The 24796-nt window shown below is 67.0% G+C and carries 36 protein-coding genes; 3 read left to right on the forward strand and 33 right to left on the reverse strand.

The window, feature by feature from the left end; translation table 11 throughout:
* Window positions 1-561: M10 family metallopeptidase C-terminal domain-containing protein (locus VGC56_RS03040; RefSeq protein ID WP_464123220.1), on the forward strand; the 561-nt coding region annotated here is incomplete at its 5' end.
* A gap of 43 nt (window positions 562-604) precedes the next feature.
* Here VGC56_RS03040 and VGC56_RS03045 read toward each other — a convergent pair.
* The 3 genes from VGC56_RS03045 to VGC56_RS03055 form a co-directional block, all read right to left on the reverse strand.
* Window positions 605-847 carry a hypothetical protein gene (locus VGC56_RS03045; protein WP_464123222.1) on the reverse strand — a complete coding sequence of 81 codons (243 nt, stop codon included), beginning with the start codon at window positions 845-847 and terminating at the stop codon, window positions 605-607.
* A 654-nt stretch (window positions 848-1501) separates the two neighbouring features.
* On the reverse strand, window positions 1502-1657 hold the full coding sequence (locus tag VGC56_RS03050) for a hypothetical protein (protein WP_464123224.1): 156 nt from the start codon (window positions 1655-1657) through the stop codon (window positions 1502-1504).
* A complete protein-coding gene (locus VGC56_RS03055) occupies window positions 1654-1983 on the reverse strand; it encodes a hypothetical protein (protein ID WP_464123225.1) in 330 nt (109 codons plus the stop codon). Before VGC56_RS03055 ends, VGC56_RS03050 begins: the two co-directional genes overlap by 4 nt.
* A gap of 83 nt (window positions 1984-2066) precedes the next feature.
* Between VGC56_RS03055 and VGC56_RS03060 the strand changes: the two genes are divergently transcribed.
* On the forward strand, window positions 2067-2276 hold the full coding sequence (locus VGC56_RS03060; RefSeq protein WP_464123226.1) for a helix-turn-helix domain-containing protein: 210 nt from the start codon (window positions 2067-2069) through the stop codon (window positions 2274-2276).
* A 2-nt stretch (window positions 2277-2278) separates the two neighbouring features.
* Here the strand turns inward: VGC56_RS03060 and VGC56_RS03065 are convergent, their stop codons facing one another.
* Both VGC56_RS03065 and VGC56_RS03070 read right to left on the reverse strand, forming a co-directional pair.
* Window positions 2279-2665, reverse strand: coding sequence for a hypothetical protein (locus VGC56_RS03065; RefSeq protein WP_464123227.1), 387 nt, complete (start codon window positions 2663-2665; stop codon window positions 2279-2281).
* Between the two features lie 2 nt (window positions 2666-2667).
* Window positions 2668-2865, reverse strand: coding sequence for a hypothetical protein (locus VGC56_RS03070; protein WP_464123228.1), 198 nt, complete (start codon window positions 2863-2865; stop codon window positions 2668-2670).
* Between the two features lie 182 nt (window positions 2866-3047).
* Between VGC56_RS03070 and VGC56_RS03075 the strand changes: the two genes are divergently transcribed.
* The gene (locus tag VGC56_RS03075; protein ID WP_464123229.1) at window positions 3048-3449 is read left to right on the forward strand and encodes a hypothetical protein; all 402 of its coding nucleotides are present in this window, start codon (window positions 3048-3050) and stop codon (window positions 3447-3449) included.
* On the opposite strand, the gene VGC56_RS03080 is transcribed toward VGC56_RS03075, so the two are convergent.
* The 28 genes from VGC56_RS03080 to VGC56_RS03215 form a co-directional block, all read right to left on the reverse strand.
* Complete coding sequence (locus tag VGC56_RS03080; RefSeq protein WP_464123230.1) at window positions 3446-4180, reverse strand: XamI family restriction endonuclease; 735 nt, start codon at window positions 4178-4180, stop codon at window positions 3446-3448. The genes VGC56_RS03075 and VGC56_RS03080 overlap by 4 nt on opposite strands.
* Before the next feature lie 145 nt (window positions 4181-4325).
* A complete protein-coding gene (locus VGC56_RS03085) occupies window positions 4326-5549 on the reverse strand; it encodes a DNA cytosine methyltransferase (protein ID WP_464123231.1) in 1224 nt (407 codons plus the stop codon).
* Window positions 5550-5717: 168 nt separating this feature from the next.
* On the reverse strand, window positions 5718-5930 hold the full coding sequence (locus VGC56_RS03090; protein ID WP_464123232.1) for a hypothetical protein: 213 nt from the start codon (window positions 5928-5930) through the stop codon (window positions 5718-5720).
* Between the two features lie 239 nt (window positions 5931-6169).
* The gene (locus VGC56_RS03095; RefSeq protein ID WP_464123233.1) at window positions 6170-6400 is read right to left on the reverse strand and encodes a hypothetical protein; all 231 of its coding nucleotides are present in this window, start codon (window positions 6398-6400) and stop codon (window positions 6170-6172) included.
* Window positions 6401-6814: 414 nt separating this feature from the next.
* On the reverse strand, window positions 6815-9244 hold the full coding sequence (gene pnp / locus VGC56_RS03100) for a polyribonucleotide nucleotidyltransferase (RefSeq protein ID WP_464123234.1): 2430 nt from the start codon (window positions 9242-9244) through the stop codon (window positions 6815-6817).
* Between the two features lie 150 nt (window positions 9245-9394).
* On the reverse strand, window positions 9395-9664 hold the full coding sequence (rpsO, locus tag VGC56_RS03105; protein ID WP_464123235.1) for a 30S ribosomal protein S15: 270 nt from the start codon (window positions 9662-9664) through the stop codon (window positions 9395-9397).
* A 12-nt stretch (window positions 9665-9676) separates the two neighbouring features.
* On the reverse strand, window positions 9677-10678 hold the full coding sequence (truB, locus tag VGC56_RS03110) for a tRNA pseudouridine(55) synthase TruB (RefSeq protein ID WP_464123236.1): 1002 nt from the start codon (window positions 10676-10678) through the stop codon (window positions 9677-9679).
* The gene (locus VGC56_RS03115; RefSeq protein WP_464123237.1) at window positions 10678-11310 is read right to left on the reverse strand and encodes a thymidine kinase; all 633 of its coding nucleotides are present in this window, start codon (window positions 11308-11310) and stop codon (window positions 10678-10680) included. Before VGC56_RS03115 ends, truB begins: the two co-directional genes overlap by 1 nt.
* Window positions 11310-11708: a type II toxin-antitoxin system VapC family toxin gene (locus VGC56_RS03120; RefSeq protein ID WP_464123238.1), complete on the reverse strand. Its 399-nt coding sequence runs from the start codon at window positions 11706-11708 to the stop codon at window positions 11310-11312. Before VGC56_RS03120 ends, VGC56_RS03115 begins: the two co-directional genes overlap by 1 nt.
* Window positions 11695-11985, reverse strand: a complete 291-nt coding sequence (locus VGC56_RS03125) for an AbrB/MazE/SpoVT family DNA-binding domain-containing protein (RefSeq protein ID WP_464123239.1) — start codon at window positions 11983-11985, stop codon at window positions 11695-11697. The genes VGC56_RS03120 and VGC56_RS03125 overlap by 14 nt, the downstream gene beginning before the upstream one ends.
* A 41-nt stretch (window positions 11986-12026) precedes the next feature.
* Window positions 12027-12701, reverse strand: a complete 675-nt coding sequence (locus VGC56_RS03130; RefSeq protein ID WP_464123240.1) for a site-2 protease family protein — start codon at window positions 12699-12701, stop codon at window positions 12027-12029.
* On the reverse strand, window positions 12691-13257 hold the full coding sequence (locus tag VGC56_RS03135; RefSeq protein WP_464123241.1) for a GNAT family N-acetyltransferase: 567 nt from the start codon (window positions 13255-13257) through the stop codon (window positions 12691-12693). Before VGC56_RS03135 ends, VGC56_RS03130 begins: the two co-directional genes overlap by 11 nt.
* Window positions 13236-13865 carry a hypothetical protein gene (locus tag VGC56_RS03140; RefSeq protein WP_464123242.1) on the reverse strand — a complete coding sequence of 210 codons (630 nt, stop codon included), beginning with the start codon at window positions 13863-13865 and terminating at the stop codon, window positions 13236-13238. Before VGC56_RS03140 ends, VGC56_RS03135 begins: the two co-directional genes overlap by 22 nt.
* Before the next feature lie 32 nt (window positions 13866-13897).
* Window positions 13898-14296, reverse strand: a complete 399-nt coding sequence (gene rbfA, locus VGC56_RS03145; RefSeq protein ID WP_464123243.1) for a 30S ribosome-binding factor RbfA — start codon at window positions 14294-14296, stop codon at window positions 13898-13900.
* Between the two features lie 156 nt (window positions 14297-14452).
* Window positions 14453-16996 (reverse strand): translation initiation factor IF-2, encoded by a 2544-nt coding sequence (infB, locus tag VGC56_RS03150; protein ID WP_464123244.1) that lies wholly within the window; start codon window positions 16994-16996, stop codon window positions 14453-14455.
* Window positions 16997-17008: 12 nt separating this feature from the next.
* Entirely contained in the window at window positions 17009-17752 is a 744-nt protein-coding gene (locus tag VGC56_RS03155) for a DUF448 domain-containing protein (RefSeq protein ID WP_464123245.1), read from the reverse strand.
* Window positions 17753-17792: 40 nt separating this feature from the next.
* On the reverse strand, window positions 17793-19427 hold the full coding sequence (gene nusA, locus VGC56_RS03160) for a transcription termination factor NusA (RefSeq protein ID WP_464123246.1): 1635 nt from the start codon (window positions 19425-19427) through the stop codon (window positions 17793-17795).
* Between the two features lie 2 nt (window positions 19428-19429).
* Window positions 19430-19987, reverse strand: coding sequence for a ribosome maturation protein RimP (gene rimP, locus VGC56_RS03165; protein ID WP_464123247.1), 558 nt, complete (start codon window positions 19985-19987; stop codon window positions 19430-19432).
* 181 nt (window positions 19988-20168) lie between these two features.
* On the reverse strand, window positions 20169-20513 hold the full coding sequence (locus VGC56_RS03170; RefSeq protein ID WP_464123248.1) for a hypothetical protein: 345 nt from the start codon (window positions 20511-20513) through the stop codon (window positions 20169-20171).
* Between the two features lie 39 nt (window positions 20514-20552).
* Window positions 20553-20897: a hypothetical protein gene (locus tag VGC56_RS03175; RefSeq protein ID WP_464123249.1), complete on the reverse strand. Its 345-nt coding sequence runs from the start codon at window positions 20895-20897 to the stop codon at window positions 20553-20555.
* Window positions 20894-21400, reverse strand: coding sequence for a RebB family R body protein (locus VGC56_RS03180; RefSeq protein ID WP_464123250.1), 507 nt, complete (start codon window positions 21398-21400; stop codon window positions 20894-20896). Before VGC56_RS03180 ends, VGC56_RS03175 begins: the two co-directional genes overlap by 4 nt.
* 8 nt (window positions 21401-21408) lie before the next feature.
* Window positions 21409-21657 carry a RebB family R body protein gene (locus VGC56_RS03185; protein WP_464123251.1) on the reverse strand — a complete coding sequence of 83 codons (249 nt, stop codon included), beginning with the start codon at window positions 21655-21657 and terminating at the stop codon, window positions 21409-21411.
* Between the two features lie 88 nt (window positions 21658-21745).
* Window positions 21746-22060, reverse strand: a complete 315-nt coding sequence (locus tag VGC56_RS03190) for a RebB family R body protein (RefSeq protein ID WP_464123252.1) — start codon at window positions 22058-22060, stop codon at window positions 21746-21748.
* 241 nt (window positions 22061-22301) lie between these two features.
* Entirely contained in the window at window positions 22302-22535 is a 234-nt protein-coding gene (locus VGC56_RS03195; protein ID WP_464123253.1) for a hypothetical protein, read from the reverse strand.
* Window positions 22536-22650: 115 nt separating this feature from the next.
* Complete coding sequence (locus tag VGC56_RS03200) at window positions 22651-23289, reverse strand: JAB domain-containing protein (protein WP_464123380.1); 639 nt, start codon at window positions 23287-23289, stop codon at window positions 22651-22653.
* Window positions 23187-23675, reverse strand: a complete 489-nt coding sequence (locus VGC56_RS03205) for a hypothetical protein (protein ID WP_464123254.1) — start codon at window positions 23673-23675, stop codon at window positions 23187-23189. The genes VGC56_RS03200 and VGC56_RS03205 overlap by 103 nt, the downstream gene beginning before the upstream one ends.
* A 55-nt stretch (window positions 23676-23730) precedes the next feature.
* Entirely contained in the window at window positions 23731-24042 is a 312-nt protein-coding gene (locus VGC56_RS03210; RefSeq protein ID WP_464123255.1) for a hypothetical protein, read from the reverse strand.
* Between the two features lie 92 nt (window positions 24043-24134).
* Window positions 24135-24692: a helix-turn-helix domain-containing protein gene (locus VGC56_RS03215; protein ID WP_464123256.1), complete on the reverse strand. Its 558-nt coding sequence runs from the start codon at window positions 24690-24692 to the stop codon at window positions 24135-24137.
* Between the last annotated feature and the right edge of the window lie 104 nt (window positions 24693-24796).

The raw sequence follows: 24796 nt of genomic DNA on the forward strand, positions 1-24796 counted from the left end.
ACCATCGTCCTCTACGCCGGCGACACCAGCTACAATATCGTCACCAACGACGCCGCGGTGGCGGCGGGCAAGCTCCTCACCATCTTCGGTACGCCGGTGAGCTCGAACCTGGTGTTCGACGGCGCGGCCGAGACCGACGGCGCGTTCAAGATCCTGTCCGGGACCGGCGACGATACGCTGACGGGCGGCCACGGCAACGACACGCTGTACGGCAATCTCGGCGCCGACACGCTCACCGGCGGGGCGGGCAACGATGTGTTCCTCTACACCGACGCGGCGCAGTCGACGGCGGCCAAGACGGACCACATCACCGACTTCGACGCCGGCGACAAAATCGACCTCTCGCAAATCGACGCCGACACGACGCAGGCCGGCGACCAGGCCTTCGCCTACATCGGTGCCGGCGCTTTCGGCCACCATGCGGGCGAGCTGCGCGCCGACCTCGCGAACGGCGTCTGGACGATCCAGGGCGACCTGGACGGCGACGGGAATGCTGACTTCACGCTGCTCGTCACCACGGCGAACAACCACCCGCTGGTAAATACCGACTTCGTGCTCTGAGCGAGGGGACAGTCGCTACGACTGTCCCCTCCCCCGCGGCGGCTTAATGCCCGGCGGATTCCTTCTTCTTCTCGGAGCCGGTCTTCACGTCGACGGTCGGCACCTTGATCGTCTCCGTCTTCGAGCCGACGTTCACGTCCGGCCCGGTGACGTTATATTCGGGGAGCTGCCCGCCCGAGACGTTGACGGTCGGCATCGAGCCGTTCTGCGTCTTCTGGACGTCGCAGCCGGCGAGGCCGAGGGCGCCGGCGCTCAAAAGCGCGGCGGCGAAAAGAGTCTTCTTCATAAAATCCCTCCTGTTCGAGAGCCCCCGATGCCAAGACGCCCCGGAGAAGCCCGAGGCGTCCGTGGCAAGCGGGAGTTCCTGCCATAGCCGCTGCGTGACGCGGCGAAGCTTGTAACCTGAGTTAAGGACTTAGGTTCCGGACCCGGCACGAAAAAGCGCGCCGCCGCCGACGCCCGAGAAGGGCGAACCGGGCGCCGAAGTTGCGGAAGTTTCGAACTTTCCTGAATTAAAAATATTCCTTCGATCAATCCGGCCCTGTTTGAGTGATTGAATCGATCAGACGCAGCTGCGTACCCCGGCGTGACGGCCGAGTCGCTCGTGCGGCTGAAGAGGCGTGGACTGCTTCTCATGCACGGAACATAGCAGAAACAGTCGCTCTCTGCCAGTCCCTTGTACGCTGCTTTACCAGGACCTCAGCCGCTTGCCGGATGGTGGGGATGTCAGGGGATTACCGTGCCGCTGCCGGGTCGTTACCGTGCCGATGCCGGGTCGTTACCGTGCGGGTGCTGGGTCGTTACCGTGTCGGTGCCGGGCCCTTACCGTGCCGGTGCCGGGTCCCGGGTGGCGGGTGCCGGGTGCCGGGGGGCCGTCCTGCGCGATTCGATCGCGCGATTGCCTCAAGTTCCACTTCCGCTTCTGGCCAGAGACAAACCCTTACGCGCCCCCGTCAGTCACCGCCCGGTACCTCGCCTCAAGGCGGTCGAACACCTGCTCGGCCTGTTTCGTCCGCCCCGCGGCCACATCGGCGAGCCCGCGCGCGATCGCCGCGTCGCGCGCTGCAAGGCGCGTCTCCCTTTCGTCGTCCGTCATGCCGCCCCCTCCCCCAGCACCGTCGCGGCCAGAAACTTCCCCATCTCCGCGCACACGGCCCCCCGTCGCCCGATGATGTGGCAATCGCCTTCGAGGATGATCCAGACGCGGCCATGCTCGTCGAGGCAGAAGTCGAGGTCGACGTCGGTGCGGCGATCCTCAGGCGGAGAGATGGCGCGCCCGACAGCCTCCGCCGCCATTTCGGCATAGGCCGCGGCCTCGTGGAACCCGGATCGGCCGAACTCGGCAGCAAGCCGCGCCGCCGCGTGGCGCAGCTCGGCGGCCATCGGCGCCGACGGGGCGGAAGGAGCCGCGGCCTCAGCCATTCACCGGAAACCACGGGATAAGCGGCGACTCGCACATATTATAGTTGAAAACATAGGCAGCCCGCGACGCCATCTCTTTGCGCATGGACATGCGCCAACTCGTCGGCCGAAACTTCGCCCGCCTCCGCGCGGCGAGCGGCCTGACGCAGGAGCAGCTGTCCGAGCGCTGCGGCTTCAGCCAGCAATATCTGAGCAAGCTCGAAAAGGGGAAGCGCAACCCGACGATCGTCAGCCTCTACGAGATCGCCCAGGGACTGGGCGTGAGCCATGTGGAGCTGGTGCGGGAGGATTGAAGCTAGGCGCCAGCCTCGGGGACGTCATTCCGCTTCCACAGGAGGAACATAGCATTCGCCGTTGAGCCCATCGCCCTGAGCATCTCCGCATGATCAAAGCCTTTAAGCGCCGTCAGTTCCGCGACCACGGGCTGCTCGCCGGTTGCGCCGAGCGGGAATGCGCAAGCGAGCCTGTGGTCGAGGTCGAACAACATCCACCAGACGTCCATGCCCCAGGGGCCGGAGTCGTTCGTTTCGATGGTCACGCCGCCAAGGGCCGGGAGGGCGATGGACTTCCTCTTCCCACGGTCGTCGGTCACTTCGACGACCTGGTCGGCGATCGTGACGGTCCAGAGCGCCTCCGGGGGTGGCCGGCGTGCGGGCATGAGCTTCTTGAGCCAGCCGAACACGATTAGGGCTTCGCGCCCCGGAGCCCCTTCACCGCAAGCCGCCGCAGCGCTTCGGGGCGGGAGGGGAGGTCCGGCTGATCACGGCGCCAGGCGTCGATCTCGGCGAGGAGGTCGGGCTGAATGCGGGTGGCGACCAACTCCCCGGTTTGGGGCGCGCGCTTCTTCCGCGCGCTCGTGGAATCGCGAGTTGTGTCCGTCATGGACCAGTGCTAAGGTGAAGGCGAGCCGAGAGGAAGCGGCAACTTCCCCCCGGCTCTGACCGCAACCACCTGTTCAAGAGGTGATCATGGATGACCGTGCGCTTAGCACCAGCCGCCGGACGCTCCTAGGCGCGGCGGCCACCCTGCCCCTTCTCGCCCTCCCCGCCCCGGCAAGGGGACAGGTGTGCACACCTGTCCCCGCTCCCGCAGCGCAGGAGGAATGGACCGCCCGCCTCACCCGCTACCGCGCCCTCGCCGCCCGCACCGAGGCGGCAGCCGAGACCGGCTGGTTCCGCGCCGCCAACGACCGCTTCAATCGTGAGAGCGCCGCGCCCGGCACGGACGCGCCAACCGCATTCGCCCGCATCAGCCGCGCGGAAGACCTCTACTGGCGCCGCTGCACCGCCCCGATGCAGGAGGCGGCGGAGGCCTTGGTCCTGACGTCGGCGCCGGACCTGGAGGCGCTGCGGGACAAGCTTGCTGTCATTCGGGCCCACCAGCTTCACGAGGAGGGAAGCATTGAGCGGGATTGCATTGAGGTGCTGGAGGACGATCTGGTGCGTTGGTGCGCGAGACTCGCCTAGTCACCTCGAACGAAGGACACCAAGGGAGCCAAGTTGTGCTGCCAAAAAATGGCAACCTTTTGCTCCTCCTGAGCCCGGCGAACACACGTCAGGTCGAACACGCCCGCCAGGAGAGCGCCTGTGATTACCTGCGATCCAAACTCTCGCCGCCAAGTGTCGGACTTGCCCCCCACCTCACGCTGGAGCCGTTTCCAAGAGTTTTTTGGCCCATTGCTCACCTTACATTCTAAGGCGAGTAGCCGCCCATCTCTGAGCCGCACCGGGATGTCGCACTTTGCACCCGCAACTTTGCGCTCTCTCGAAAACGAAAATCGCTCCAACTCGTCCAGCCGGAAAATGGAAGATCGAGACGCGTCAAACTCCACCCCAGCAGCAATCATCGCCTCACTGACAACTACCTCTTGTGCTTTCGAGGAAGCGCCTCTCCTACTGGTCTTGGCGGATTCGTGGGATAGCAAAACGGTTGTCGAGAAGGCGGCCAATTCCCGCTCCTCTTCCGTCGGGCCGCGCCCTTGCTCAACCCAAGGTAACCTCCGGCGATCGAGGACCGAAGTGAATGCTGCTGCTGTCTTCTCCGCGTGGGCGGCAGGAACGTTTTTGAACTTCTTGCCCACAAGCGTCCAAAGGTCTTCCTCGCTAATTGGGGGTGCGCAAAAATACCGGAGTGTTTGCCAGAGGCCTTTCTCGTGCAAAAGGGCCTGCGCGTCGATGCTCGTCAGATTCTTCGTCACATCGAGAGCATGCTCAATGCGAGGCTTCACGAGATCCCAAGCCGCGTAAAAGGCTGCGGGCCCCTCGCCTTCCCGCTCCAAGATGAAGCGAGCCTCTGCGAGATCGCGGTCTCGCCCTAGTTCTTCGTCTGTCCAGTGCGGCGGATCAGACGGAGGCACGCCGTCGCTCCGCGTTGGGCGAAGCGCGCTTCGCCATCTCCCTGTGCCAACCATTCACCCGATCTTCGGCTGCCGTATAGCTAACGCGCCGGTGGAAGGTTCCTGGCCAAGGAGGCGAGGTAAGAGCCATGTCGCCTGCATCGGCCGCGGCTCGTCCGAGCATATGCGCCACCCTAAGCCCCACGTGGCCCTGAACAGCGTTACCTATTTGTCGGAATCGTGAGGCAGCGGATCCGCAAAAGGTCCAGTCGGCCGGGAAGTCCTGTAGTGCCGCACACTCCCGCCAAGTGAGACGGCGCATTCCATCCGCGTCTACGATCCAGTCCGGCGTGGAAGCGGCCCTTATGGTCCGAGACGGTAAGCTCTCGTCTGCCCGAAAACAGTCTTGCCGGTATCCCCAATGCCCGCTTGGGCGGTTGGCTTCCACTATGCCAATGGACTTCAAACCAGTGCCGGGCTTCAGCCTCAGCAACTCCATGGCGCGACGCCCGCTCGGACGAACAATATCCTGTTCGTCCGGCACCGGAAGACGCTCCAAACATTCTCGAATGGAAGCCCACGGGAGCAAGCGCTCGTCTGAGGCAGAATGACTTGGCTCTGGGAATTGGGGCAGGATACCCCGTTCCGCAGCAATCATGTAGAGCCGCACACGCCTCTGTGGCGCGCCAAAATCTGCGGAATTGAGCAGGTTAAAGCGACAGGCGTAGCCTATGCCCTCGAAGGCGTGCTGGATGATCTGCAAGACCCCGCCCGGATGGCCTCCGGCGCATCTCGCGGTCACGAGGCCCGGAACGTTTTCAAACAGGATGAACCGAGGCCTCAGTTCGGCAGCCAATCTGACAAATTCCCGGAAAAGCTGGCCACGCCCATCCCGGAGTCCTTGGCCGAGCCCCGCGAACGAAAACGGTTGGCAGGGGGGCCCGCCCGCGAGCACCGTGGGTCTCCACTTGGGTCCAGCACCCCTCGGAACGACATCGGCCCTTGTAACGTCGCTCACATCGCAGTGCAGAATGCGAGTGTCATCTAGGAAGACGCGGTCTCGATTCTCGTCGATCGGCAGCCGGCGGCTCTGGTTGGCGCGCAAGGTCGCGACGCAATCTGAATCCAGCTCGACGGTTGCGACGCTGTGGAACCCCGCCCGTTCGAAAGAAGCGGTCAGCCCCCCTGCTCCGGAGAAAAGATCCACGACACTCAGTGGCTCGTCGTACACTCAGCCCTCCCTTTGCAGCTGTTTGTATCAACAACACGGGCTGTCGACGAGGGGGTGATTCGCGGCAGCGGTTCGTACATACGAGGAACGCGAGCAGAACAAAAGGGCCGCACAGAAAATCACGAAATCCTTTGGATGATCCGACCGCCTACGACATCCGCGCGGCCCTTACTCATCGAACTCCAGCGCGGCCCCCGCCCCGCCGCTCAGCGTATTGGGCCGGTTCGGCTCCACCGGCACTCCGCTCTGGTCCGGGTCCTTGTCCCTGCGGCGGCGCTGGAGCATCGCCGCCAGCGCCAGCGTCGCGAGGTGGAAAGCCCGCTTGAACGGCCGCTCGAAGGTGGAGCGCGGCGGGCGGGGCAGGGAATGGCGGTACGGCATGCCCCTTCCCTTACCACATCCCCACCCGCCGGATCACGCCTCCCGTGCCCCCGCCCTCTGGTTGAGCGGTGAGGCTTCGTGGTCACTATCATGGACCGGCGGCGGCTGGTTCACCCGGAGGCGCAAATACGCGAACGCGCCGAGGGAGGCGATGCCGACCATTCTCTTCTCCGCGCCTCCTCTTCACGCCTCCGCGCCTCCGCGTGAGATAAAAAAGGCGGCGCGGCGCAGCCGCTGCTTCAGTGTGGGGCGGTCAGAATCAGCATGTAGAGGAGGACGAACATCACGCCGACCACGAGCAGCAGGAGGATTGCGAGCGGCAGGCAGGCGCCGGTCTGGTTGTCGTGGCGCCAGGCGAGGCCGAGGAAGGCGATCGCCGCGCCCGCCGCCGCCCCGCGCGGTCCCAGCAGCCAGGCGAGGGCGGCGACGAACGCGAGCGCGGCCGCCGCTGAAGTGACGATCTTCCGCATCCTGCTGCCCGTCCCTCCCCAGGCGATGTGTGGCAGGCGGCCGGCTGCGGCGCAACGGAGCGGTGGCGGCCCCGGCCTTCCTCGATGGTGCCTTTCGGTGACCGTCTTTGCGCGAGACGAAAAAGAGCCCGCCTTCAGGGCGAGCGGCGAAGCTTTCCGGTCACTATCCGGGACTGGCGGCAGGATTGGTTCACGCGGAGAAGCGAAGGAGGCGCGGAGGGGATGCCGGTGATTTTCTTCTCCGCGTCCTCCCCTTCGCGTCTCCGCGCCTCCGCGTGACACGAAAAAGGCCCCGCCATTGCTGGCGGGGCCTCTTCTGTTTTCGAACCGAGTCGGAGCGGGTGATTACCCCTCCACCACCCCTCGGGTGGTCCCCCTCCCCATGAGCGTTGCTCATGGGGAGGCAGAGGGGTGTCAGTCGTCGTCGCGGGTCAGGAAGGCGGGGGCGAAGTCCGGCGCGGGGCCGTCGTCGCGGGGGCCGCGGTCGTCGCGGCGGGGGCGGTCGCCGCCCTCGCCACGCGGGCCGCGGTCGCCGCCCTCGCTGCGCGGGCCACGGTCGCCGCCGCCTTCACGGCGGGGGCCACGGTCACGGCCGCCACGGTCGCCGCCGCGATCACCACGACCTTCGCCGCCACGGCCTTCGCCGTCGCGGCGGGGGCCGCGATCACGGCCGCCGCCTTCACGGCCGCCGCGGTCGCCGCCGCCGCTGCGCGGCCCACGGTCCTCGCGGGGAGGCCTCGTGTCCTCGAGCTCGGCGCCGGTCTCCTGGTCGACGACGCGCATCGACAGGCGGACCTTGCCGCGCGGGTCGATCTCGAGGACCTTGACCTTCACGTCCTGACCCTCAGAGACGACGTCGGTGGGCTTTTCGACCCGCTCGTTCTTCATCTCGGAGACGTGGACGAGGCCGTCCTTGCCGCCCATGAAGTTCACGAAGGCGCCGAAATCGACGATGTTGACGACCTTGCCGTCGTAGACCTTGCCGACTTCCGCTTCCTCGACGATGCCAGCGATCCACTTACGGGCCGCTTCGATCTGGTTGAGATCGGACGAGCTGATCTTGATCACGCCCTCGTCGTCGATGTCGACCTTCGCGCCCGTTTGCGCGACGATCTCGCGGATCACCTTGCCGCCGGTGCCGATGACGTCGCGGATCTTCGCCTTGTCGATCTGCATCGTCTCGATGCGCGGCGCGTGGGCCGAAAGCTCGCCGCGGCTGTGGTCGAGAGCCTTGGCCATCTCGGTGAGGATGTGCGCGCGGCCGGCATTGGCCTGGTCGAGCGCCACCCGCATGATCTCCTCGGTGATGCCGGCGATCTTGATGTCCATCTGCAGGCTGGTGATGCCCGCTTCGGTGCCGGCGACCTTGAAGTCCATGTCGCCGAGATGGTCCTCGTCGCCGAGGATGTCGCTGATCACCGCGAAGTCCTTGCCTTCGAGGATCAGGCCCATGGCTATGCCCGACACCGGGCGCTTGATCGGCACGCCGGCGTCCATGAGGGCGAGGCAGCCGCCGCACACCGTCGCCATCGACGAGGAGCCGTTGCTCTCCGTGATGTCGGAGAGAACGCGGATCGTGTAGGGGAATTCCTCGTGGGTCGGGAGCACCGGGTGGAGCGCCCGCCACGCCAGCTTGCCGTGGCCGACTTCGCGGCGGCCCGGCGCGCCGAAGCGGCCGACTTCGCCGACGCTGTACGGCGGGAAGTTATAGTGCAGCATGAAGCGGGTGTAGGAGAGGCCCTCCAGCCCGTCGATCATCTGCTCCGATTCCTTGGTGCCAAGGGTGGTGGTGCAGATCGCCTGGGTCTCGCCGCGGGTGAACAGCGCCGAGCCGTGGGTGCGCGGCAGGAAGCCGACCATCGCCTCGATGGGGCGGACGGTCTTCGTGTCGCGGCCGTCGATGCGGCGGCCTTCCTTCAGGATGGCGCCGCGGACGATCTCGGCCTCGAGCTTCTTGACGAGCTTGGAGGCGGCCATCTGCGCCTGCGGGTCGGCATCGGCGAGGGATGCCTTGGCCTTGTCGCGGGCGGCGCCCAGCGCGGTCTGGCGCTGCTGCTTGTCGGTGAGCTTGTAGGCGGCCGCGATGTCCGCGCCCACCAGGTCCTTGAGCTGCTGCTTGACGGCCTTGGTGTCGGCGGGAGCCGCGAGCTCCCACGGGTCCTTGGCGGCCTGTTCGGCGAGGTCGATGATCCCGTTGATGACCGGCTGGATCGAGCGGTGCGCGAACATGACGGCGCCGAGCATGACGTCCTCGGACAGCTCCTTGGCCTCCGATTCGACCATCATCACGGCATTGTGGGTGCCGGCGACGACGAGGTCGAGCTCGCCTTCCTTGATCTGCTCCTGGGTCGGGTTGAGGATGTACTCGCCCCCCTGGTAGCCGACGCGGGCGGCGGCGATCGGGCCCATGAACGGGATGCCGGAGAGGGTGAGGGCGGCGGAGGCGGCGACCATCGCCACCACGTCCGGCTCGTTCTCGCCGTCATAGGACATGACGTGGGCGATCACGAGGACCTCGTTGTAGAAGCCCTCCGGGAAGAGCGGGCGGATCGGCCGGTCGATGAGGCGGCTGGTGAGAGTCTCCTTCTCGGTGGCGCCGCGCTCGCGCTTGAAGAAGCCGCCCGGGATGCGCCCGGCGGCCGAGAATTTTTCCTGATAGTGCACGGTGAGCGGGAAGAAATCCTGCCCCGGCTTGACGTTCTTCGCGGCCGTGACGGCGCACAGGACGACGGTTTCGCCGAGGGTCGCGAGCACCGCGCCGTCGGCCTGGCGGGCAACGCGGCCCGTCTCGAGAGTGAGGGTCTTGCCGCCCCACTCGATTTCAACTTTCTTCATGTCGAACATTTGATTTCCTTCAACACCTCCCGCCGGATGCGGGAGGGGCCAATGTGCGGGCGCTGTGCCCGCGTGAATGGGCCCATATGGCCCTATCGGGCGCACCGCCGAATTGCGGGCGCCCGATATGCGAAGCGGCCCGCATGGGGCCGCTTCAGGTTACTTGCGGAGGCCGAGCTTCGCGATGAGGGCGGTGTAGCGCACGCCGTCCGTCTTGCGGATATAATCCAGCAAGGAGCGGCGCTTGTTGACCATCATCAGCAGACCGCGGCGCGAATGGTTGTCCTTCGCGTGGGTCTTGAAATGCTCGGTAAGGTTCTGGATACGCTCGGTGAGGATCGCGACCTGGACCTCGGGGGATCCGGTGTCGCCCTTCGACTGGGCGTTGTCGTTGATGATTTCCTGCTTGCGCTCGGCGGTCACCGACATCGTTTCACTCCTTCATTCTACGAGGTTGAAACCGCGCACCACCCGGAGCTCGGGCCGGAGCTCGTCTCCGTCAAGCTCCACGAGCGCAACCGGAACAGACGATTCGGTTGCAAGATGGAGCCCTGGCTTTGCGGCGATCCCGACCAATCTGCGCCCCTCGCGGAGCGCCTTTGCCTGGTCGGGGGTGACGGGTAGAGCCGGGATGTCGTCCAGCCCCGCCGTCAGCGGCAAAAGTGCCTGTTCAAGGCTGCGCGCCTTAGCGAGTTCGCCCAGTTTGTCCAGCGAAATCGCGGACGCGAGGGTGAACGGCCCGGCCTTCAGCCGCCTCAACATGGTGACGTGGCCGACACTTTCCAAGGCGTAGGCAATGTCGCGGGCGAGGGAGCGTATGTAGGTGCCCTTCGAGACGGTGGCTGTGAGGGTGACTTCGTCGAGCTCCTCCCCGGGACGGGGAGGGGGACCAGGCGGAGCGTGGTGGAGGGGGGGCTGTGCCAGGTGCTGAGCCCCCTCCACCGCACTTCGTGCGGGCCCCCTCTCCGTCCGGGGGAGGATCTGAAGCTCGTGCACCGTCACCCGCCGAGGCTTGAGAGCCACCTCTTCCCCCGCCCGCGCCAGATCGTAGGCCCGCCGGCCTTCCACCTTCAGCGCCGAATAGGCCGGCGGCACCTGCTCGATGGCGCCGGTGAAACGCGGAAGCACCGCCTCCACCTGCGCAAGCGTCGGCCGGTACTCCGACCGCGCCACCACTTGCCCCTCGGCATCGAGGGTGTCCGTCTCCTCGCCGAAGCGGAGGGTGAATTCGTACACCTTGTCGGCGTCCAGCATTCGCCCCGCGAGCTTGGTCGCCTCGCCCAGCGCCACCGGCAGCACCCCGCTGGCCAGAGGGTCGAGCGTGCCGCCGTGGCCGACCTTGACCTTCGCATAGCCGCCCTCGCGCAGCGCGTGCTTCACCGCGCCGACGACCTGCGTCGAACCCGGCCCCACCGGCTTGTCGATCACCAGCCAGCCGTGCATCAGCGCTTGACGGCGATCGCGTCGGCCAGCTCCAGCCGAAGCTGGCGCAGCTCGGCCTCCTTCAGCCGCTCCATGAAGTGGCGGCGGCAAAGCGCGATGTAGCGGTCGTTGCCGCCGATCTCGGTCTGGGCGCCGGCCCGCACCGCCCGTCCCTCGCCGTCGACGCGCAGGTTCATCGTCGCCTTGCGCCCGCACTCGCAGATCGCCTTCAGCTCGACGACCTTGTCGGCGAGGGCGAGCAGAGTGGCGCTGCCCTCGAACAAATTGCCCTGGAAGTCCGTGCGCAGGCCGTAGGCGAGGACCGGCACGTCGAGTTCGTCGCACACGCTCGCCAGCTGCAGCACCTGCTCCCGGCTGAGGAACTGCGCCTCGTCGACCAGCACGCAGTGGAGCGGCCCCGAAAGCCGCCGCGCCTCGACCTCCGCGCGCAGGTCGCTCCCGGCGTCGAAGGTGTTGGCGCTGGCCTTGATGCCGATGCGGCTGTCGATGATGCCATAGCCGGAGCGGTCGTGGATGCCGGCGGTGTAGAGCATCGTCGCCATGCCCCGCTCGCGATAGTTGAAGTCGGTCTGCAGCAGCACCGTCGACTTGCCCGCGTTCATCGACGCATAGTAGAAATAGAGCTTGGCCATCAGCGCTTCGCCTTCAGAACCTCTACCGGCACAGGCGACGCTGCTCCCGCGTGATTCTTCACGTCGCCGTCGAAAGTCACGAAACTGTCTGCTCCGGCCGATGCTACGATGTGAAGCATGTCTGCGAGAGGCTTCCCGCGGCGATAGCGGTCAAGAGCCCACCCCATAAGGTCGCGGTAGTGAACACTGACTGTTTCGGCAGACAGGAAGGCGTCGATCGCCGCGTGTGCGTCGGCGCGGCTAAGGGCGTACCGGCTCTCGAGCAGCCAGCCGAGCTCCATCACCACTGTGATCGGGACCAGCACGCCTTCGCGGACGATCTGCTGCGCTGTCACTGCCTGCGCCTCGTCGTCTGGCACGATCAGGCGGGCAGCGACGTTCGTGTCAATCGCGCGCACAGTTGCTCCGCAGAGCGGCGTCGATCCATCCCTGCCGTATCGTCTCGTTCATCTCTTCAATTGTGACCGGTGGTCCTTCGTAGCGAACGATGGATCGGATTCTGCGGACCGCCTCGTCCAGGGAGACCAAGCCCTTCGACGGAACCCGCTTGAGCAGGACCCCCCCCGCCGTCTCTACCACCTCAAGCGACTGGCCTGGCCTAAGGCCCAGCCGGTCCCTTGTGGCCTTCGGTATGACGACTTGGCCTTTTGCTGACAGTTTCGTCAGAGCGTTCATCTAGGTAAGATACGTCTTACCTAGCATAGCGTCAACGTGGACTAGTGCAGCGCCGGCAGCAGGGCACCCGCGATCAGGGCGACAGGCGGGCGGACGAGGCGGTCGACGATGTCGGCGCCGGGGAAGAGTTTCGGCAGCACGAAGAGCAGCGCGACCAGCATCACGAAGCCGTAGCGGCCGAGCTTCGCATAATGCGCGGCGAGCGGCCGCGGCAGCAGGCTTTCGACGACATGGCCGCCGTCGAACGGCGGGATCGGCAGCAAGTTGAAGACGGCGAGGAAGACGTTGATCGCGACGAAGTTGAACAGGTTGAGGCCGATGAACACCCAGAAAAGCCCCGGCGGCGGGGCGGCCGCGATGAGGCCTGCCAGCGCGAGGGAGCCGATCAAGGCGAGCAGCAGGTTCATGCCCGGGCCGGCGAGCGCCACCAGCATCATGTGAAGCCGCGGATTGCGCATCCGGGCGGCCACCACCGGCACCGGCCTGGCCCAGCCGAACACCGGCGCCCCGCTCACCGCCAGGACGAGAGGCAGGACGATGGTCCCTACCGGATCGACGTGGCGGATCGGATTGAGGCTGAGCCGCCCCTCCCGCCGCGCCGTCGAATCGCCGAACGCATCGGCGACCCAGCCATGGGCGACCTCGTGGAAAACGATGGCGATGACCAGCGGGATCAGCCAGGTCGCGGCCCGGAAGACAATATTGTCAGGTGTCACGCGCGTCCCACTCCTCCGCCAGAATGGAGAAGAGCACGGTATCTCGCACGTGGCCAGTCCAGGTGATGCGATCCGCGCGCAGCACGCCCTCGCGCACCGCTCCCAGTTTCGCCACAGCGGCCTGGCTGCGGCCGTTGCGGGCATCGACGCGGAACTCCACGCGCCGAAAGCGGCAGGCGAATGCGCGGCGAAGCATCAGGTCCTTCACGCGCCGGTTGAACCCGGTGCCGCGCAGGCGCGGGACGTAATAGGTGTTGCCGATCTCCAGCACGCCCCGCTCCGGCTCGACGCCGAGATAGGCGCTCATGCCCACCACAGTGTCGTCGAGGAGGATAGCGAAGGGGTGCGCGTTCGGCTTGGCGATGAGCGCGTCGAAGCTCGCGTCGAAATGCGCAGCGTCGTACGAGATCGAATAGATCGGCCAGATGGCGAGGTCTTCCGCGCACGCCCGCTTCAGGGCATCACGATGCGTCTCGACCAGCGGCTCCAGGCGGAGAGCCCCTTCCGCGAACGCCGAGCCGAGCGCCCCGTCATTCAGCTCATCCAATTCGTCCATTCCGCCACAATTTCCCAGCCGCTGGTACCGCGCCGCAAGGCATACAAGGTGCCATGGCCGCAGAGGACGCATTCGAATTCGGCTTGCACAAAGGCAAGCTCGCCGGCGAGGTCGGGGGCGGATAGCCGAAGGCGGGGTAGCTGACCATCGCGCTTGCACCGAGCGAAAGGCGGCGCGAGGCTGCTGGGGTACACCGCTCTCGCTACGGGAGGAAGCTTCCCGCGCTTCAATATCCGACTGACGGCCGACGTGAGCTCCCGCTGCTCTGCCGCGTCCAGACGCTTGAGCTTGGTTGGGTCGCGCGGATCCAGCTTGTCCCACGGATATTCGGCCGATGGCGGTCCAAAGTCAGCGGCGGTGAGGACGCCACCTGGCGGCAGGTTTATCTTGGGCGGATGTGCGATGCTTCGACGCAGGGAATCGAACGTAGGCTCCGCCAGGATGGATTGGACGCAGGGCCGAACGTCGCCGGGAATGTCGCCATAGTCGCGCGCCTCACTTCGGATCACCACCTCGAGAATGGCGGCGGCCTCGCCGGCAGGCCTCACACCCTCGCTTCCGACAGGTGCGGCGGCGATCAGCCAGGCGAGGATAAGGGGTTGCAGCACCCGCGTAGACTGCCACGAGCGGGCCGGCGCGGCTACTCCTCTGCCGAGCCGAGATCCTGCGCCACCTTCGGGTCGCGGAGGAGGGCGTCGATGTGGCTGCCTTCGTCGAAGCTTTCGTCGGCAAGGAATTTCAGTTTGGCGGCGTATTTGGTGTTCACCCGGCTCGCGACCGCGCGCTGGAGGTAAGCGGTGTGGGTGCGCAGCGCCTTCAGCACCACCGCTTCGTCCTGGCCGAGCAGCGGCTTCACGAAGGCCGTGGCGTGGCGGAGGTCCGGCGACATGCGCACCTCGGTTACCGAGACGAGGTGGCTCGCCAGCACGTCGTCATGCACCTCGCCGCGCATCAGGATGTCGGACAAGGCATGGCGCACCTGCTCGCCGACGCGGAGCAGGCGGACGGACTTGCCTTCAGGAGTTTCGTTGCGTTTCATGTACCCCTCTCCCCTGAAGGGGAGAGGCCGGGAGAGGGGGAGTCGGTCCCGGCCGCGATTCGATGGAGGGACTCCCCCTCTCCCAACCCTCTCCCCTGACAGGTTCCCATCAAAGTAGTACTTTGATGGGGCCCCAACGGGAGAGGGCTTTTCAGATCACAAAGTGCGCTCGCGCTGCTCCACTTCGAATACTTCGAGGTGGTCGCCCGCCTTGATGTCGTTGGTGTCGGCGAGGAGGACGCCGCATTCGAGTCCCGCGCGGACCTCGGCGATGTCGTCCTTGAACCGGCGCAGCGACGAGATGGTCGTCTTCGACACGATGACGTCCTCGCGGGTGAGGCGCGCGTGGAGCCCCTTGCGGATGACGCCTTCGAGGACGAGCAGGCCGGCGGCCTTGTCCTTCTTGCCGGCCGGGAAGACCTCCTTGACCTCGGCGCGGCCGAGCACGTTCTCGATCATCAGCGGCCCAAGCTCGCCCGCCATCGCCGAGCGCACCGCGTCGGTGAGGTGGTAGATGACGTCGTAATATTGGAACTCGACCCGGTTGCGCTCCGCCGCCTCGCGCGCCTTGGCGTTCGGACGCACGTTGAAGCCGATGATCGGCGCGCCGGACGCCGCGGCGAGGATGACGTCGCTCTCCGTAATCGCGCCGACGCCCGAATGGAGGATGCGGACCTTGATGTCCTCGTTCGAGATACGGTTGAGGGCATTGACGATCGCCTCGGCCGAACCCTGCACGTCCGCCTTGACGACGAGCGGATATTCGATCGTGACCGAGGTCTTGGACGCGAACATGTTCTCGAGGCTGACCGGCGCGCTGGTGGTGCGCTTGCGGTCGAGCAGGCCCTGGCGATAGGAGGCGACCTCGCGGGCGCGCGCCTCGTTCTCGACCACGGTCAGGGTGTCGCCCGCCGACGGAACGCCGGAGAGGCCGAGCACTTCGACGGGCACGGACGGGCCGGCTTCCTTCACCTGCTTGCCCTTGTCGTCGATCATCGCGCGCACCTTGCCGGGGACGGCGCCGACGACGAAGATGTCGCCGACCTTCAAGGTCCCGCGCTGGACCAGCACGGTGGCGAGCGGGCCGCGGCCCTTGTCGAGCTTGGCCTCGACCACGGCGCCCTCGGCGGCACGGTTCGGGTTGGCCTTCAGCTCGAGCAGCTCGGCCTGGAGGCTGATCGCTTCCAGGAGCTTGTCGAGGTTGGTCTTCTTCAGCGCCGAGACTTCGACGTCCTGGACGTCGCCGCCGAGATCCTCGACGACGATCTCGTGCTGCAGCAGCTCCTCGCGGACCCGCTGCGGACGGGCGCCGTCCTTGTCGATCTTGTTGATGGCGACGATCATCGGCACGCCGGCCGCCTTGGTGTGGTTGATCGCCTCGACCGTCTGGGGCTTGAGGCCGTCGTCGGCCGCCACCACCAGAACGACGATGTCGGTGACGTTGGCGCCGCGGGCGCGCATCTCGGTGAAAGCCTCGTGGCCCGGCGTGTCGAGGAAGGTGATCTTCGACTTGTCGGGCATCTGCACCTGATAGGCGCCGATATGCTGGGTGATGCCGCCAGCCTCGCCGGAGACGACGTTGGCGCCGCGGATCGCGTCCAGGAGCGACGTCTTGCCGTGGTCGACATGGCCCATGATGGTGACGACCGGCGGGCGCGGCAGACGCGTCTCATCCGCGTCGATGTCCTCGTCGGTCTGGATGTCGACGTCGGATTCGGAGACGCGCACCATGCGGTGGCCGAATTCCTCGATGAGGAGCTCCGCCGTATCCTGGTCGATCGTCTCGGTGACGGTGACGGGGGTGCCCATCTTGAACAGCGCCTTCACGAGGTCGGCGCCGCGCTCGGCCATGCGGTTGGCGAGCTCCTGGACGGTGATCGCGTCCGGCACGACGACGTCGCGGACCTGCTTGGCGGCGGGGCCGGACTGCTGGTGGTGGCGGCGCTCTTTCTCGCGCGAGCGGCGCAGCGCCGCGAGGCTGCGGGCGCGGTCGTCGTCGCCTGAGAGGGCACGGGTGACGGTGAGCTTGCCGGCGTGGCGGCGATCGTCGCGGCCGCGGACCGGGCGGGCCGGCTCGGGACGCTTCGGCGCTGCGCCGCGGGGGGCGGGACGGGCGCCGGCGGAGCCGCGGCGTTCCTCTTCCTCGTCGGCAGCCGGCGCGGCAGGCGCGGCGGCGGCAGCGGCAGCGGCAGGGCGCGATGCCTCTTCCTCGGCCTGGCGGGCGGCGTCGCGGGCGTCCTGCTCGGCCTTGGCGCGGGCTTCGTCCTCGGCGCGGCGATTTTCTTCCGCGCGGCGGCGCTCTTCCTCGCTCGCCTGGGCGAGCTGGCGGTCCTCGCGGCGGCGCGCTTCCTCGAGCGTGGCGAGGCGGGATTCCTCGGCCTCGCGCAGCAAACGCTCCTGCAGCTCGCGGCGCGACGCGGCGTCGGTCGCGGGGCGCTGCGGCGCGGACGGCTGCGGGGCCGGCTGCGGCGCACGGGCGGCGGGCGCCGGCGCGACCGGCTTGGGCGCTTCCTGCACCGGCGGCGGAGCGGCTTCCTGGGCCGTGCCGGGGCCGAGGATGCGACGCTTCTTGACCTCGACGACGACCGTGTTCGAGCGGCCGTGGCTGAAGCTCTGCTTCACCTTGCCGGTCTCGACGGTGCGCTTGAGGCCCAGCGGCGCGCGCGTACCCAGCTTCGGCTTGTCAGTCGTATCGCTCATAAAATCCTTCGTTCAATCCACAGCCGTCGAGGGCTCGGGCGCCCCGTCGGGCGCACCCGCCGATGCGGCACTTAGCCCAGGCTTCGTTCCGATAAAAGCGCGCCAGCGGTCGAGCGCCTGCCCAACCCGGGCGGCCGCCCCTCGATCGATCAGCGCGATATGTACCACATTCTGCCGCCCCAGCGCCAATGACAATGTAGGTCTTTCCGCGGGAATTACGAGGCCTTGCGCCTCTCCACCGCCGACACGCCAGGCCTGGTCGAGCTTGCCGTTGCCGTCCGCGCCCGCATCGGCGGCATGGAGGAGGAGATGGACCTCGCCCTTGCGGCACGCGGCCTCGATCTTCTCGCCGCCGGTGAGGAGGGTCCCGGACCGCGCCTCCAGCCCCAGCCGGTCGAGCACCGCCTGACGCAGCGCCGTCTCGATCCGTTCGCCAAGGTCGTCCGGAATGCGGGTGTCGCCGGTCTTGAACGCACGCGACAAAGCGGCCTTGAGCTTGCCCTTGCGCTGCGCCTCCTCCAGCGCCGCGCGATCGACCCCGATCCACGCGCCCCGGCCGGGCGCCTTGGCGCGGACGTCCGGCAGGATCTCGCCGTCGGGCGAGAGGGCGAGACGGATCAGCGCCTCCCGCGCCCCGGCGCCGCGGGTGAGGATGCAAGTCCGCTCTGGCTCATGCGACCCCCTCCCCTTTGGGGGAGGGGTCGGGGTCGGGCCTGTCGAATCGGTATGGGGATCAGGGACATGCCCCACCCCCAACCCCTCGCCTGAAGGGGAGGGGCTTGAGCGCCTTACCGGCTCATTGGGAGGTTTCCGCAAGCGCGTCCTCCCCCTTGGGCTCTTCGTCCTCGAACCAATGCGCGCGGGCGGCCATGATGATCTCGTTGCCCTGATCGTCGCTCAGGCCATATTCGGCGAGGATCCCGCCCTTGTCCTCGGGCCGGTTGTTCGGCTCGCGCTGGCGGCGCTGCTCGGGCCGCTTCTTCGCGACGAGCTCGTCGGTGGCAAGGTCGGCGAGGTCGTCGAGCGTCTTGATGTTCGCCTTGCCGAGCGTCACCAGCATCGCTTCCGTCAGATACGGCATCTCGGCGAGCGCATCCTCGACGCCGAGGGCGCGGCGTTCCTCGCGGGCCGCCGCCTCGCGCCGCTCGAGCGCTTCCGCCGCACGGCTCTGCAACTCGGTGGCGAGATCGTCGTCGAAGCCCTCGATGGAAGCGATCTCGTCCGGTTGCACGTAGGCGACTTCCTCGAGCGCGCCGAAGCCTTCGGCGACGAGCAGCTGGGCCAGCGTCTCGTCGACGTCCAGTTCCTCCTGGAACATGGTCGAGCGCTCGATGAACTCGCGCTGGCGCTTCTCGCTGGCGTCGGCCTCGGTCATGATGTCGATCGCCGAGCCGGTCAGCTGCGAGGCGAGCCGCACGTTCTGGCCGCGGCGGCCGATGGCGAGCGAAAGCTGGTCGTCGGGGACCACCACTTCGATCCGGCTCTCCTCCTCGTCGATGACGACGCGGCTCACCGTCGCCGGCTGCAGGCCGTTGACGACGAAGGTGGCGAGATCCTCGGACCAGGGGATGATGTCGATCTTCTCGCCCTGGAGCTCCTGGACGACGGCCTGGACGCGGCTGCCCTTCATGCCGACGCAGGCGCCGACCGGATCGATCGAGCTGTCGTAGCTGATGACGCCGATCTTGGCGCGGCTGCCCGGGTCGCGGGCGGCGGCCTTGATCTCGATGATGCCGTCGTAAATCTCGGGCACTTCCTGCGCGAACAGCTTCTTCATGAAATCGGGGTGTGCGCGGCTGAGGAAGATCTGCGGCCCGCGATTCTCGCGCGCGACCTTGAGGATCAGCGAACGGACGCGGTCGCCGACGCGGACGACCTCGCGCGGGATCTGCTGGTCGCGGCGGATGACGCCCTCGGCCCGGCCGAGGTCGACGACGACGTGGCCGAACTCGACGCGCTTGACGACGCCGGTGATGACCTCGCCGACGCGGTCCTTGAACTCTTCATATTGCCGCTCGCGCTCGGCGTCGCGGACCTTCTGGAAGATGACCTGCTTGGCGGCCTGCGCGGCGATGCGGCCGAATTCGATCGGCGGCAGCGGATCGACGATATAGTCGCCGACGACCGCGCCGGGCTGCAGCTTCTGCGCATCCTCGAGGCTGACCTGCTTGAAATAATCGTCGACCTGCTCGCACACCTCGACGACGCGCCACAGCCTGAGGTCGCCCGAGACCGGGTCGAGCTTGGCGCGGATGTCGTTCTCGGCGCCGTAGCGGGCCCGGGCGGCGCGCTGGATCGCATCCTCCATCGCCTCGATGACAATGCCCTTGTCGATCAGTTTCTCGCGCGCGACCGCGTCGGCGATGGCGATGAGCTCCGCCTTGTTCGCGGAGGCGACGGGGGCAGTGCCGGCGCTGAGATTGGTGGCCATGGTCAGTCTTCCTCGGTCTGTTCGATCTGTTCGGTCGGTTCGGTTTCAAAAATCTCGTCGGCGCCGTCGGCGGACAGCGGCGCGGTCGCGGCGATCAGCCGGTCAGTCATGACCAGCTTGGCGGATTGGATGGCGGCGAACGGAAGCCCGATCGCCCCCTGGACGGGGACCTCGATGAGCACGGTGTCGCCCTCGGTGCCCAGCAGATTGCCGCTGAACACCTTGCGCCCGTCGAGCTTCTCGGCAAGCACGATACGCGCCTCATGGCCCTTCCAATCGCCGAAATCGGTGACGCGCGTCAGCGGCCGGTCGATGCCCGGAGAGCTGACTTCGAGCCGATAGGCATGCTCAATCGGATCGGCTTCGTCGAGGATGTCCGAGAGGCGCCGCGACAGCCGCGCGCACTCGTCGAGCGTGAGCTGGCGAGTCTTTGGATCCTCGGCCATCACCTGCAGCGTCGGGTCGGACGTGCCGCCGACCATCTTGACTCGCACGAGCTTCAGCCCTTCGGCCTCGGCCGCGGGCGCGATCAGTTTCGACAGCTCGGCGATGTCCGCCACCAAGGCCCTTCCTCAAGCAAAACCCCTCCGCGCCGGCCCCGTCCCCGGGACCAGCCTCAACGTCTAACGATGTCGAGGAGGTGTTGCGCATATAGGCAGCAGCCGGATGATCGGCAAGCGGGAATGCACCTTGGCCGGCAGCCTACAGGGACGATGTGAGCGACGAGCGCCCGCGAACCGCCTACGGGTCCTGGCTCGACTGAGGTCGCCCCGTCGCAGCGGCGACGGCCTGCGCTACGGTGCTGTGTGCGGCAGCCACCGCACGCTGCACTTCCTCCTGAGCGGCAAGCATTGCGAGCCTGGCCTCCTCGTGAGCGGCGCTCACCGCCTTGCTTGCCGCGTCCTGAGCCGCGCGCATCGCCTCGCTCGCCTGCGGATGCGCGGCAGCGAAGGCGGCCTCCGCCGCGGCGTTCGCTGGGGCGGCGCGCGGAGGCGGCGTTGCGGTGGCGGCCTTCGGCTTGCGTCGCGCGGCGGGTTTCCTTGAGGCGGCGGCACCGCTTTCCGAACCCTGCCCAGACTTCGCCATTTTCGCCTCCTCTCCGGCCGGGCTCGACGCCCCGACCGCCTAGCCCGCCGGAAACTCCCGAACGGCAATCGACATCGCGGCACAGACGGAGGCGGCGTTCCCGACGGCTTTCTCCATCATCGCCTGAATTGGCCCCAGCGCCTCCAGATAGCGCGGGTCGCCGCTCGCCAGAAACTGCGCGAGCGCGATCCCCGAGGCGGAGGTGGCGAGGGTGCCGGTCTGGCGAAGCCTGTCGACGGCGTCCTGGATCGCGAGCGCGGCGGACGCGGCGACCGCGTGGTAGGCCTTGCCTGCGCCCGATGTTAGCTCCGTCTGGTGGCTCATAGTCGCGGACTGCGACTGGTTGACCACGTCTATGACGGCTGGATCCACGGTCTCGCTCATGCGGCCGCGCCCGCGCCTTTGCCGCCGGGTGCCCGCTTCGGCCGCGGGGGCGGCGCGGCGCAGGCTGCAATCCGCGCGAGCGACTCCCGGGCCGCCTGTGCCAGTTCGCCGCCGTGATCCGCCTGACTCTTGAGCAGCATGACCGCGCTCACCGCCTGCGCTTCGGTAGCGGCGACGAACTGCGCAGCACTGGCCGGGGGCGTGTTGCCGCGGGGCGGCGAGGTGCCCGCGATTCGCGCGCAGGCGGCCGCAAGCGCAGCGGAGGCGATCGTCGCATCCGCTTGCTGGCGCGCAACGGCGTTCAACATGGCCAGCGCGATGCTGTCCGCCCCCATGACGCCGAGCATCGCCGCGGCCGTCGAAGGGCCGAGACCCTCAGCGAGGGCGGTGACCTCGGCGACCGCATCCGTCACCTGATCGTTGATGCTGTTGCCCTCGAAATTCGCATCGGGCGCCTCCGCCGTATCGGGAGGCGGCGCATCCTGGTTCGACGCGTCGGCCATAGCTTAGGCTACACCAGGCCGTAGGGCGCGCGTTCCTGGCGCGCGGACGCAACCGAAGCGTAGATCTGGGCGACCCCCGCCGTCGTCGCCGCCTGCGCGGTGATGTACATCTGCTGTTGGGCGGCGGTCGCATTGTGCGCCGCATTGGCGAGCGCCTGTGCGACTGCCTGATAGAGGTTGCCCATTGCCATGGCAGGCGCGACGCCCAGAACCTGAACGTCGGCTTGGGTGATCGAATCGGTGATCTGACTGTTCACGGAGGTCGGGAATGCCATCGTCGGGGTACCTTCAATACGGGCGGTGTGACGGCGGGTCGTCCCCCCCCTCACGAGGCAGTCGGTTCGGCTAGGCCGCAGAGGGGCCCGATCCTCCGCCCGACTGGAGGGTGTCTCCGGCGTTGAGGATATCCTCAGTCGCGATTCCGCCTGAGGCCGTGTCGAGCGAATAGAGGGTGGCAACGCCCATGGTCGTCGCCGCTTGCGCGGTGACGTAGCTCTGCTGCTGCGCGTTGGTGGCGTTGTGGGCGGCATTGGCGAGCGCCTGTGCAGTCGCCTGGAAGAGATTGCCCATGGCGATAGCAGGCGCATCGCCGAGCACCTTCGTATTCGCCTGCGTGACGGAATCCGTGATCTGGTCGTTTACGCTAGTTGGAAAAGCCATCTCGACCGCCCCTCAGCTCAACTTAGGAAAAGGCAAGCTGCACGCCGGATCAGCGCGATGTCAAGTTTGTTTTTCGGAAGAGTATGTATTGCTTTGCGCGAAGACTCGTCAGGACTTCATCCGGCCTTCACGCAGAGTTTTACCTACGCCATAAAATTCGTGAACTCTACCGTGGCGATCTCTCCCGCTTCCCGCGAGGCGGCCATTCGGCACGTGCGGCAGCGGAGCCCCGCGCGTCTGTTCAAGTCGTCCGTAGCCGCCCGTCCTCGTCGACCGGGTCCTCGCCCGCGACCGCGTGCCACGCCTTGCGGACGCCATATTGGACGGCCCAGCCGAGGGCGTAGGTGGCGACGATCGGCGCGAGCACTTTGATCGTGCCTTCGGCCACGGTGCCGATGATCGCGCCCTTGATGCCGCTGTCGCCGTCGCGGCGGTCGATCGCCGCGCCGATCAGGGCCCCGAACAGGTTAGCCATCGCAAAAATCTCCTTTCGCGACAGCACAGCGCGCCGTCCCGCGGAGGAGTTCCGGCAGGCAGGCCCGAGCTCGGAACATCAAACTCAGCACGGCCGCCTGCACTGCGTCCCGGAGTTACGCCGCCGCGCGCAACAGGCCGAGGGCACGGAAGCTGGTCCAGCTGGCGCCGGCGACGATGACATGATCATGGATGCAGATGTCGAGGGTGCGTGCGGCCTCGGCGATCCTCCGCGTCGCTTCGACATCTTCCCGGCTGGGCGCGGGATCCCCGGAAGGATGGTTGTGGACCAGGATCAATGCTGTCGCGCCGACTTGCACTGCGCGACGCATGATCGCCCGCGGCAGAACCGGGGCGGCGTTGACCGACCCTTCGGGGCCGGTGTCGTCGCACAGCAGGCGGTTCGCGGAGTTCAGATACAATATCCGCAGCCGCTCGGTCGGCAGGTGCGCCATGTCGAAGGTGAGATAGGTGAGGAGGGCTTCGGAATCCCCAAGCACGGGGCCGGCGAACGCATCGCAGCGTAGCGCGTGGAGCATCGCTTCGCGGATCGTGCCGAGGTGCTGCACCGCCGCGGATTGCCTGCCCAGGATCCTCGCCTGTGCTTCGGAACCCGCCGCGAGTACGCTTCCGAGCGATCCGAACGTCCCGATCAGCCGGTCGGCCGACCTGCGGGCATCCGGTCCGAACGGGCGGAGAAGGTCGACCAGGATCTGTCGGCACCGAACCGTGCCAGGCGCCGCTGGTGATTCCAGGTCCCGAACAGGATCAGCGCCAGCATCGGATAGCTCCACACCGCGATGATGAAGGCATAGCCCCACCGGATCAGCGAAGGATCCGCCATCTTCACCACATGGCCCGCCGTTCCGAGCAAATGCAAAGCCGTCAGCCATAGTGGCCAGAATCTCTCTGCCATGAGCGCCACTGCGAAGAGCCCGCAAAGCACCGCGACGTCCACGCCGAACACACCTGCTTCCACGCTGCTCCACCACGTACCCGACAGGTCTTGTGCGAGGTGCGTGAAGACGACGCCTGCGAAATAGATGGCAGCGGCGCCGCGCTCGGGTCCTCCGCCCTTCCACCACGCGTAGCCGCAGCAGAGGATGAGGAAGAAACGGAAATACCAGTTGGTATAATGCATGACCTTCCGAGACGCTGCTCCGGGCCGCGCGTCAATACCGCTCGGCCCCCATCCATCAGGCCACCGCCATGAGATGCGGCTCTGCCATGCCGGTCGGTGACTTCTGGTCGTCACCGGTGGCGAGGCTGCGCAGCCCGACCTGGATCTTCGTCTGGCTGAGACGCCGGTGCGCCTCGACGATATCGGCGCGTGCCTTGGCAAGTGCGGCGAAAGCCGAGGCCGAGACTTCGAAGGCATCCTGGCCGACGATCGCCGACAGATTGGCTTCGGAGCGGGCGGTGACCAGCGTTCCGTTGAATTCCGCGGCCTTGGCCAGCGCCGCGTCGATCGCGTCCTCCGCGGCCCAGAGGCTCGCTGCGATCTTCATGGCCGCGTCCCGACGTTGCTTGAGCATAAGGTCTCCCTTTCCGCGGCGCGTCTCCGCCCACGGAATTCGTGTTTCGAAGATTTCGCGTCGACCTAGTGCCTGGTCAGTCGAACCAAGGCTTCCACACCCGAGACCAGTCCCCCGAACGCAACCGCCACCCCGATGGCGATCGCCACGATCCAGACCAGCCTCAGGACCCAATTGAGGTCACTAGGCCTGTTGTTGCCGATCGAGAGCGGAAGCGTGGGAGCCCCTCCCGGCCGGACGAAGGAGAAGCCTGCCTGCTCCTCCCGCATCGTATGGCCGGGCAACCCGAAGTGTCGCTGTGGCCCGCTCTCGATCGGCCCGCCCATTGTGGCCGGATCGAGCATCGGGGCAATGTCCGGCGATTGGTATACCAATGGTTGGATAGACATTGGGGGCGCCTGCGCCTGCTCTGCCGAGAGATCCTCATACTCGGCGAGGAGCCGCGCGGCCGTCCGCCGCTCGGCCACTCCCAGCGTCTTCATCGCGGCCTTGATATGCTGGTCGACCGATCCGGGCTCGATACCGAGCAGCGGCGCGATTTCCTTCGAGGTCTTGTGGGCATAGACGTGCCGCAGGCAGATGCGCTGCTGCTCGGTAAGCCTGTCGAGACGGTTCGGGGTCATGGCGTCGCCGTTTATCGCCGAGGACGCAGCGGCGCACAATGGTTTCGCGCGTTTGGCCGGGACAGGGCCGAATCGGCGGCAGCCAGGCCGATTCGCGGTCGAGG

This window comes from Allosphingosinicella sp., assembly GCF_036403745.1.
In the GTDB taxonomy this organism is placed as follows: domain Bacteria; phylum Pseudomonadota; class Alphaproteobacteria; order Sphingomonadales; family Sphingomonadaceae; genus Allosphingosinicella.

Bases quoted from the DNA above. Each gene is read 5' to 3' on its own strand.
- VGC56_RS03045 (WP_464123222.1), bottom strand. From the start codon at position 847: ATGAAGAAGACTCTTTTCGCCGCCGCGCTTTTGAGCGCCGGCGCCCTC.
- VGC56_RS03050 (WP_464123224.1), bottom strand. From the start codon at position 1,657: ATGACGGACGACGAAAGGGAGACGCGCCTTGCAGCGCGCGACGCGGCG.
- VGC56_RS03055 (WP_464123225.1), bottom strand. From the start codon at position 1,983: ATGGCTGAGGCCGCGGCTCCTTCCGCCCCGTCGGCGCCGATGGCCGCC.
- VGC56_RS03060 (WP_464123226.1), top strand. From the start codon at position 2,067: ATGGACATGCGCCAACTCGTCGGCCGAAACTTCGCCCGCCTCCGCGCG.
- VGC56_RS03070 (WP_464123228.1), bottom strand. From the start codon at position 2,865: ATGACGGACACAACTCGCGATTCCACGAGCGCGCGGAAGAAGCGCGCG.
- VGC56_RS03090 (WP_464123232.1), bottom strand. From the start codon at position 5,930: ATGCCGTACCGCCATTCCCTGCCCCGCCCGCCGCGCTCCACCTTCGAG.
- VGC56_RS03095 (WP_464123233.1), bottom strand. From the start codon at position 6,400: ATGCGGAAGATCGTCACTTCAGCGGCGGCCGCGCTCGCGTTCGTCGCC.
- pnp (WP_464123234.1), bottom strand. From the start codon at position 9,244: ATGTTCGACATGAAGAAAGTTGAAATCGAGTGGGGCGGCAAGACCCTC.
- rpsO (WP_464123235.1), bottom strand. From the start codon at position 9,664: ATGTCGGTGACCGCCGAGCGCAAGCAGGAAATCATCAACGACAACGCC.
- truB (WP_464123236.1), bottom strand. From the start codon at position 10,678: ATGCACGGCTGGCTGGTGATCGACAAGCCGGTGGGGCCGGGTTCGACG.
- VGC56_RS03115 (WP_464123237.1), bottom strand. From the start codon at position 11,310: ATGGCCAAGCTCTATTTCTACTATGCGTCGATGAACGCGGGCAAGTCG.
- VGC56_RS03125 (WP_464123239.1), bottom strand. From the start codon at position 11,985: ATGAACGCTCTGACGAAACTGTCAGCAAAAGGCCAAGTCGTCATACCG.
- VGC56_RS03135 (WP_464123241.1), bottom strand. From the start codon at position 13,257: ATGGACGAATTGGATGAGCTGAATGACGGGGCGCTCGGCTCGGCGTTC.
- rbfA (WP_464123243.1), bottom strand. From the start codon at position 14,296: ATGAAACGCAACGAAACTCCTGAAGGCAAGTCCGTCCGCCTGCTCCGC.
- infB (WP_464123244.1), bottom strand. From the start codon at position 16,996: ATGAGCGATACGACTGACAAGCCGAAGCTGGGTACGCGCGCGCCGCTG.
- nusA (WP_464123246.1), bottom strand. From the start codon at position 19,427: ATGGCCACCAATCTCAGCGCCGGCACTGCCCCCGTCGCCTCCGCGAAC.
- VGC56_RS03170 (WP_464123248.1), bottom strand. From the start codon at position 20,513: ATGGCGAAGTCTGGGCAGGGTTCGGAAAGCGGTGCCGCCGCCTCAAGG.
- VGC56_RS03175 (WP_464123249.1), bottom strand. From the start codon at position 20,897: ATGAGCGAGACCGTGGATCCAGCCGTCATAGACGTGGTCAACCAGTCG.
- VGC56_RS03180 (WP_464123250.1), bottom strand. From the start codon at position 21,400: ATGGCCGACGCGTCGAACCAGGATGCGCCGCCTCCCGATACGGCGGAG.
- VGC56_RS03190 (WP_464123252.1), bottom strand. From the start codon at position 22,060: ATGGCTTTTCCAACTAGCGTAAACGACCAGATCACGGATTCCGTCACG.
- VGC56_RS03195 (WP_464123253.1), bottom strand. From the start codon at position 22,535: ATGGCTAACCTGTTCGGGGCCCTGATCGGCGCGGCGATCGACCGCCGC.
- VGC56_RS03205 (WP_464123254.1), bottom strand. From the start codon at position 23,675: ATGCATTATACCAACTGGTATTTCCGTTTCTTCCTCATCCTCTGCTGC.
- VGC56_RS03210 (WP_464123255.1), bottom strand. From the start codon at position 24,042: ATGAAGATCGCAGCGAGCCTCTGGGCCGCGGAGGACGCGATCGACGCG.
- VGC56_RS03215 (WP_464123256.1), bottom strand. From the start codon at position 24,692: ATGACCCCGAACCGTCTCGACAGGCTTACCGAGCAGCAGCGCATCTGC.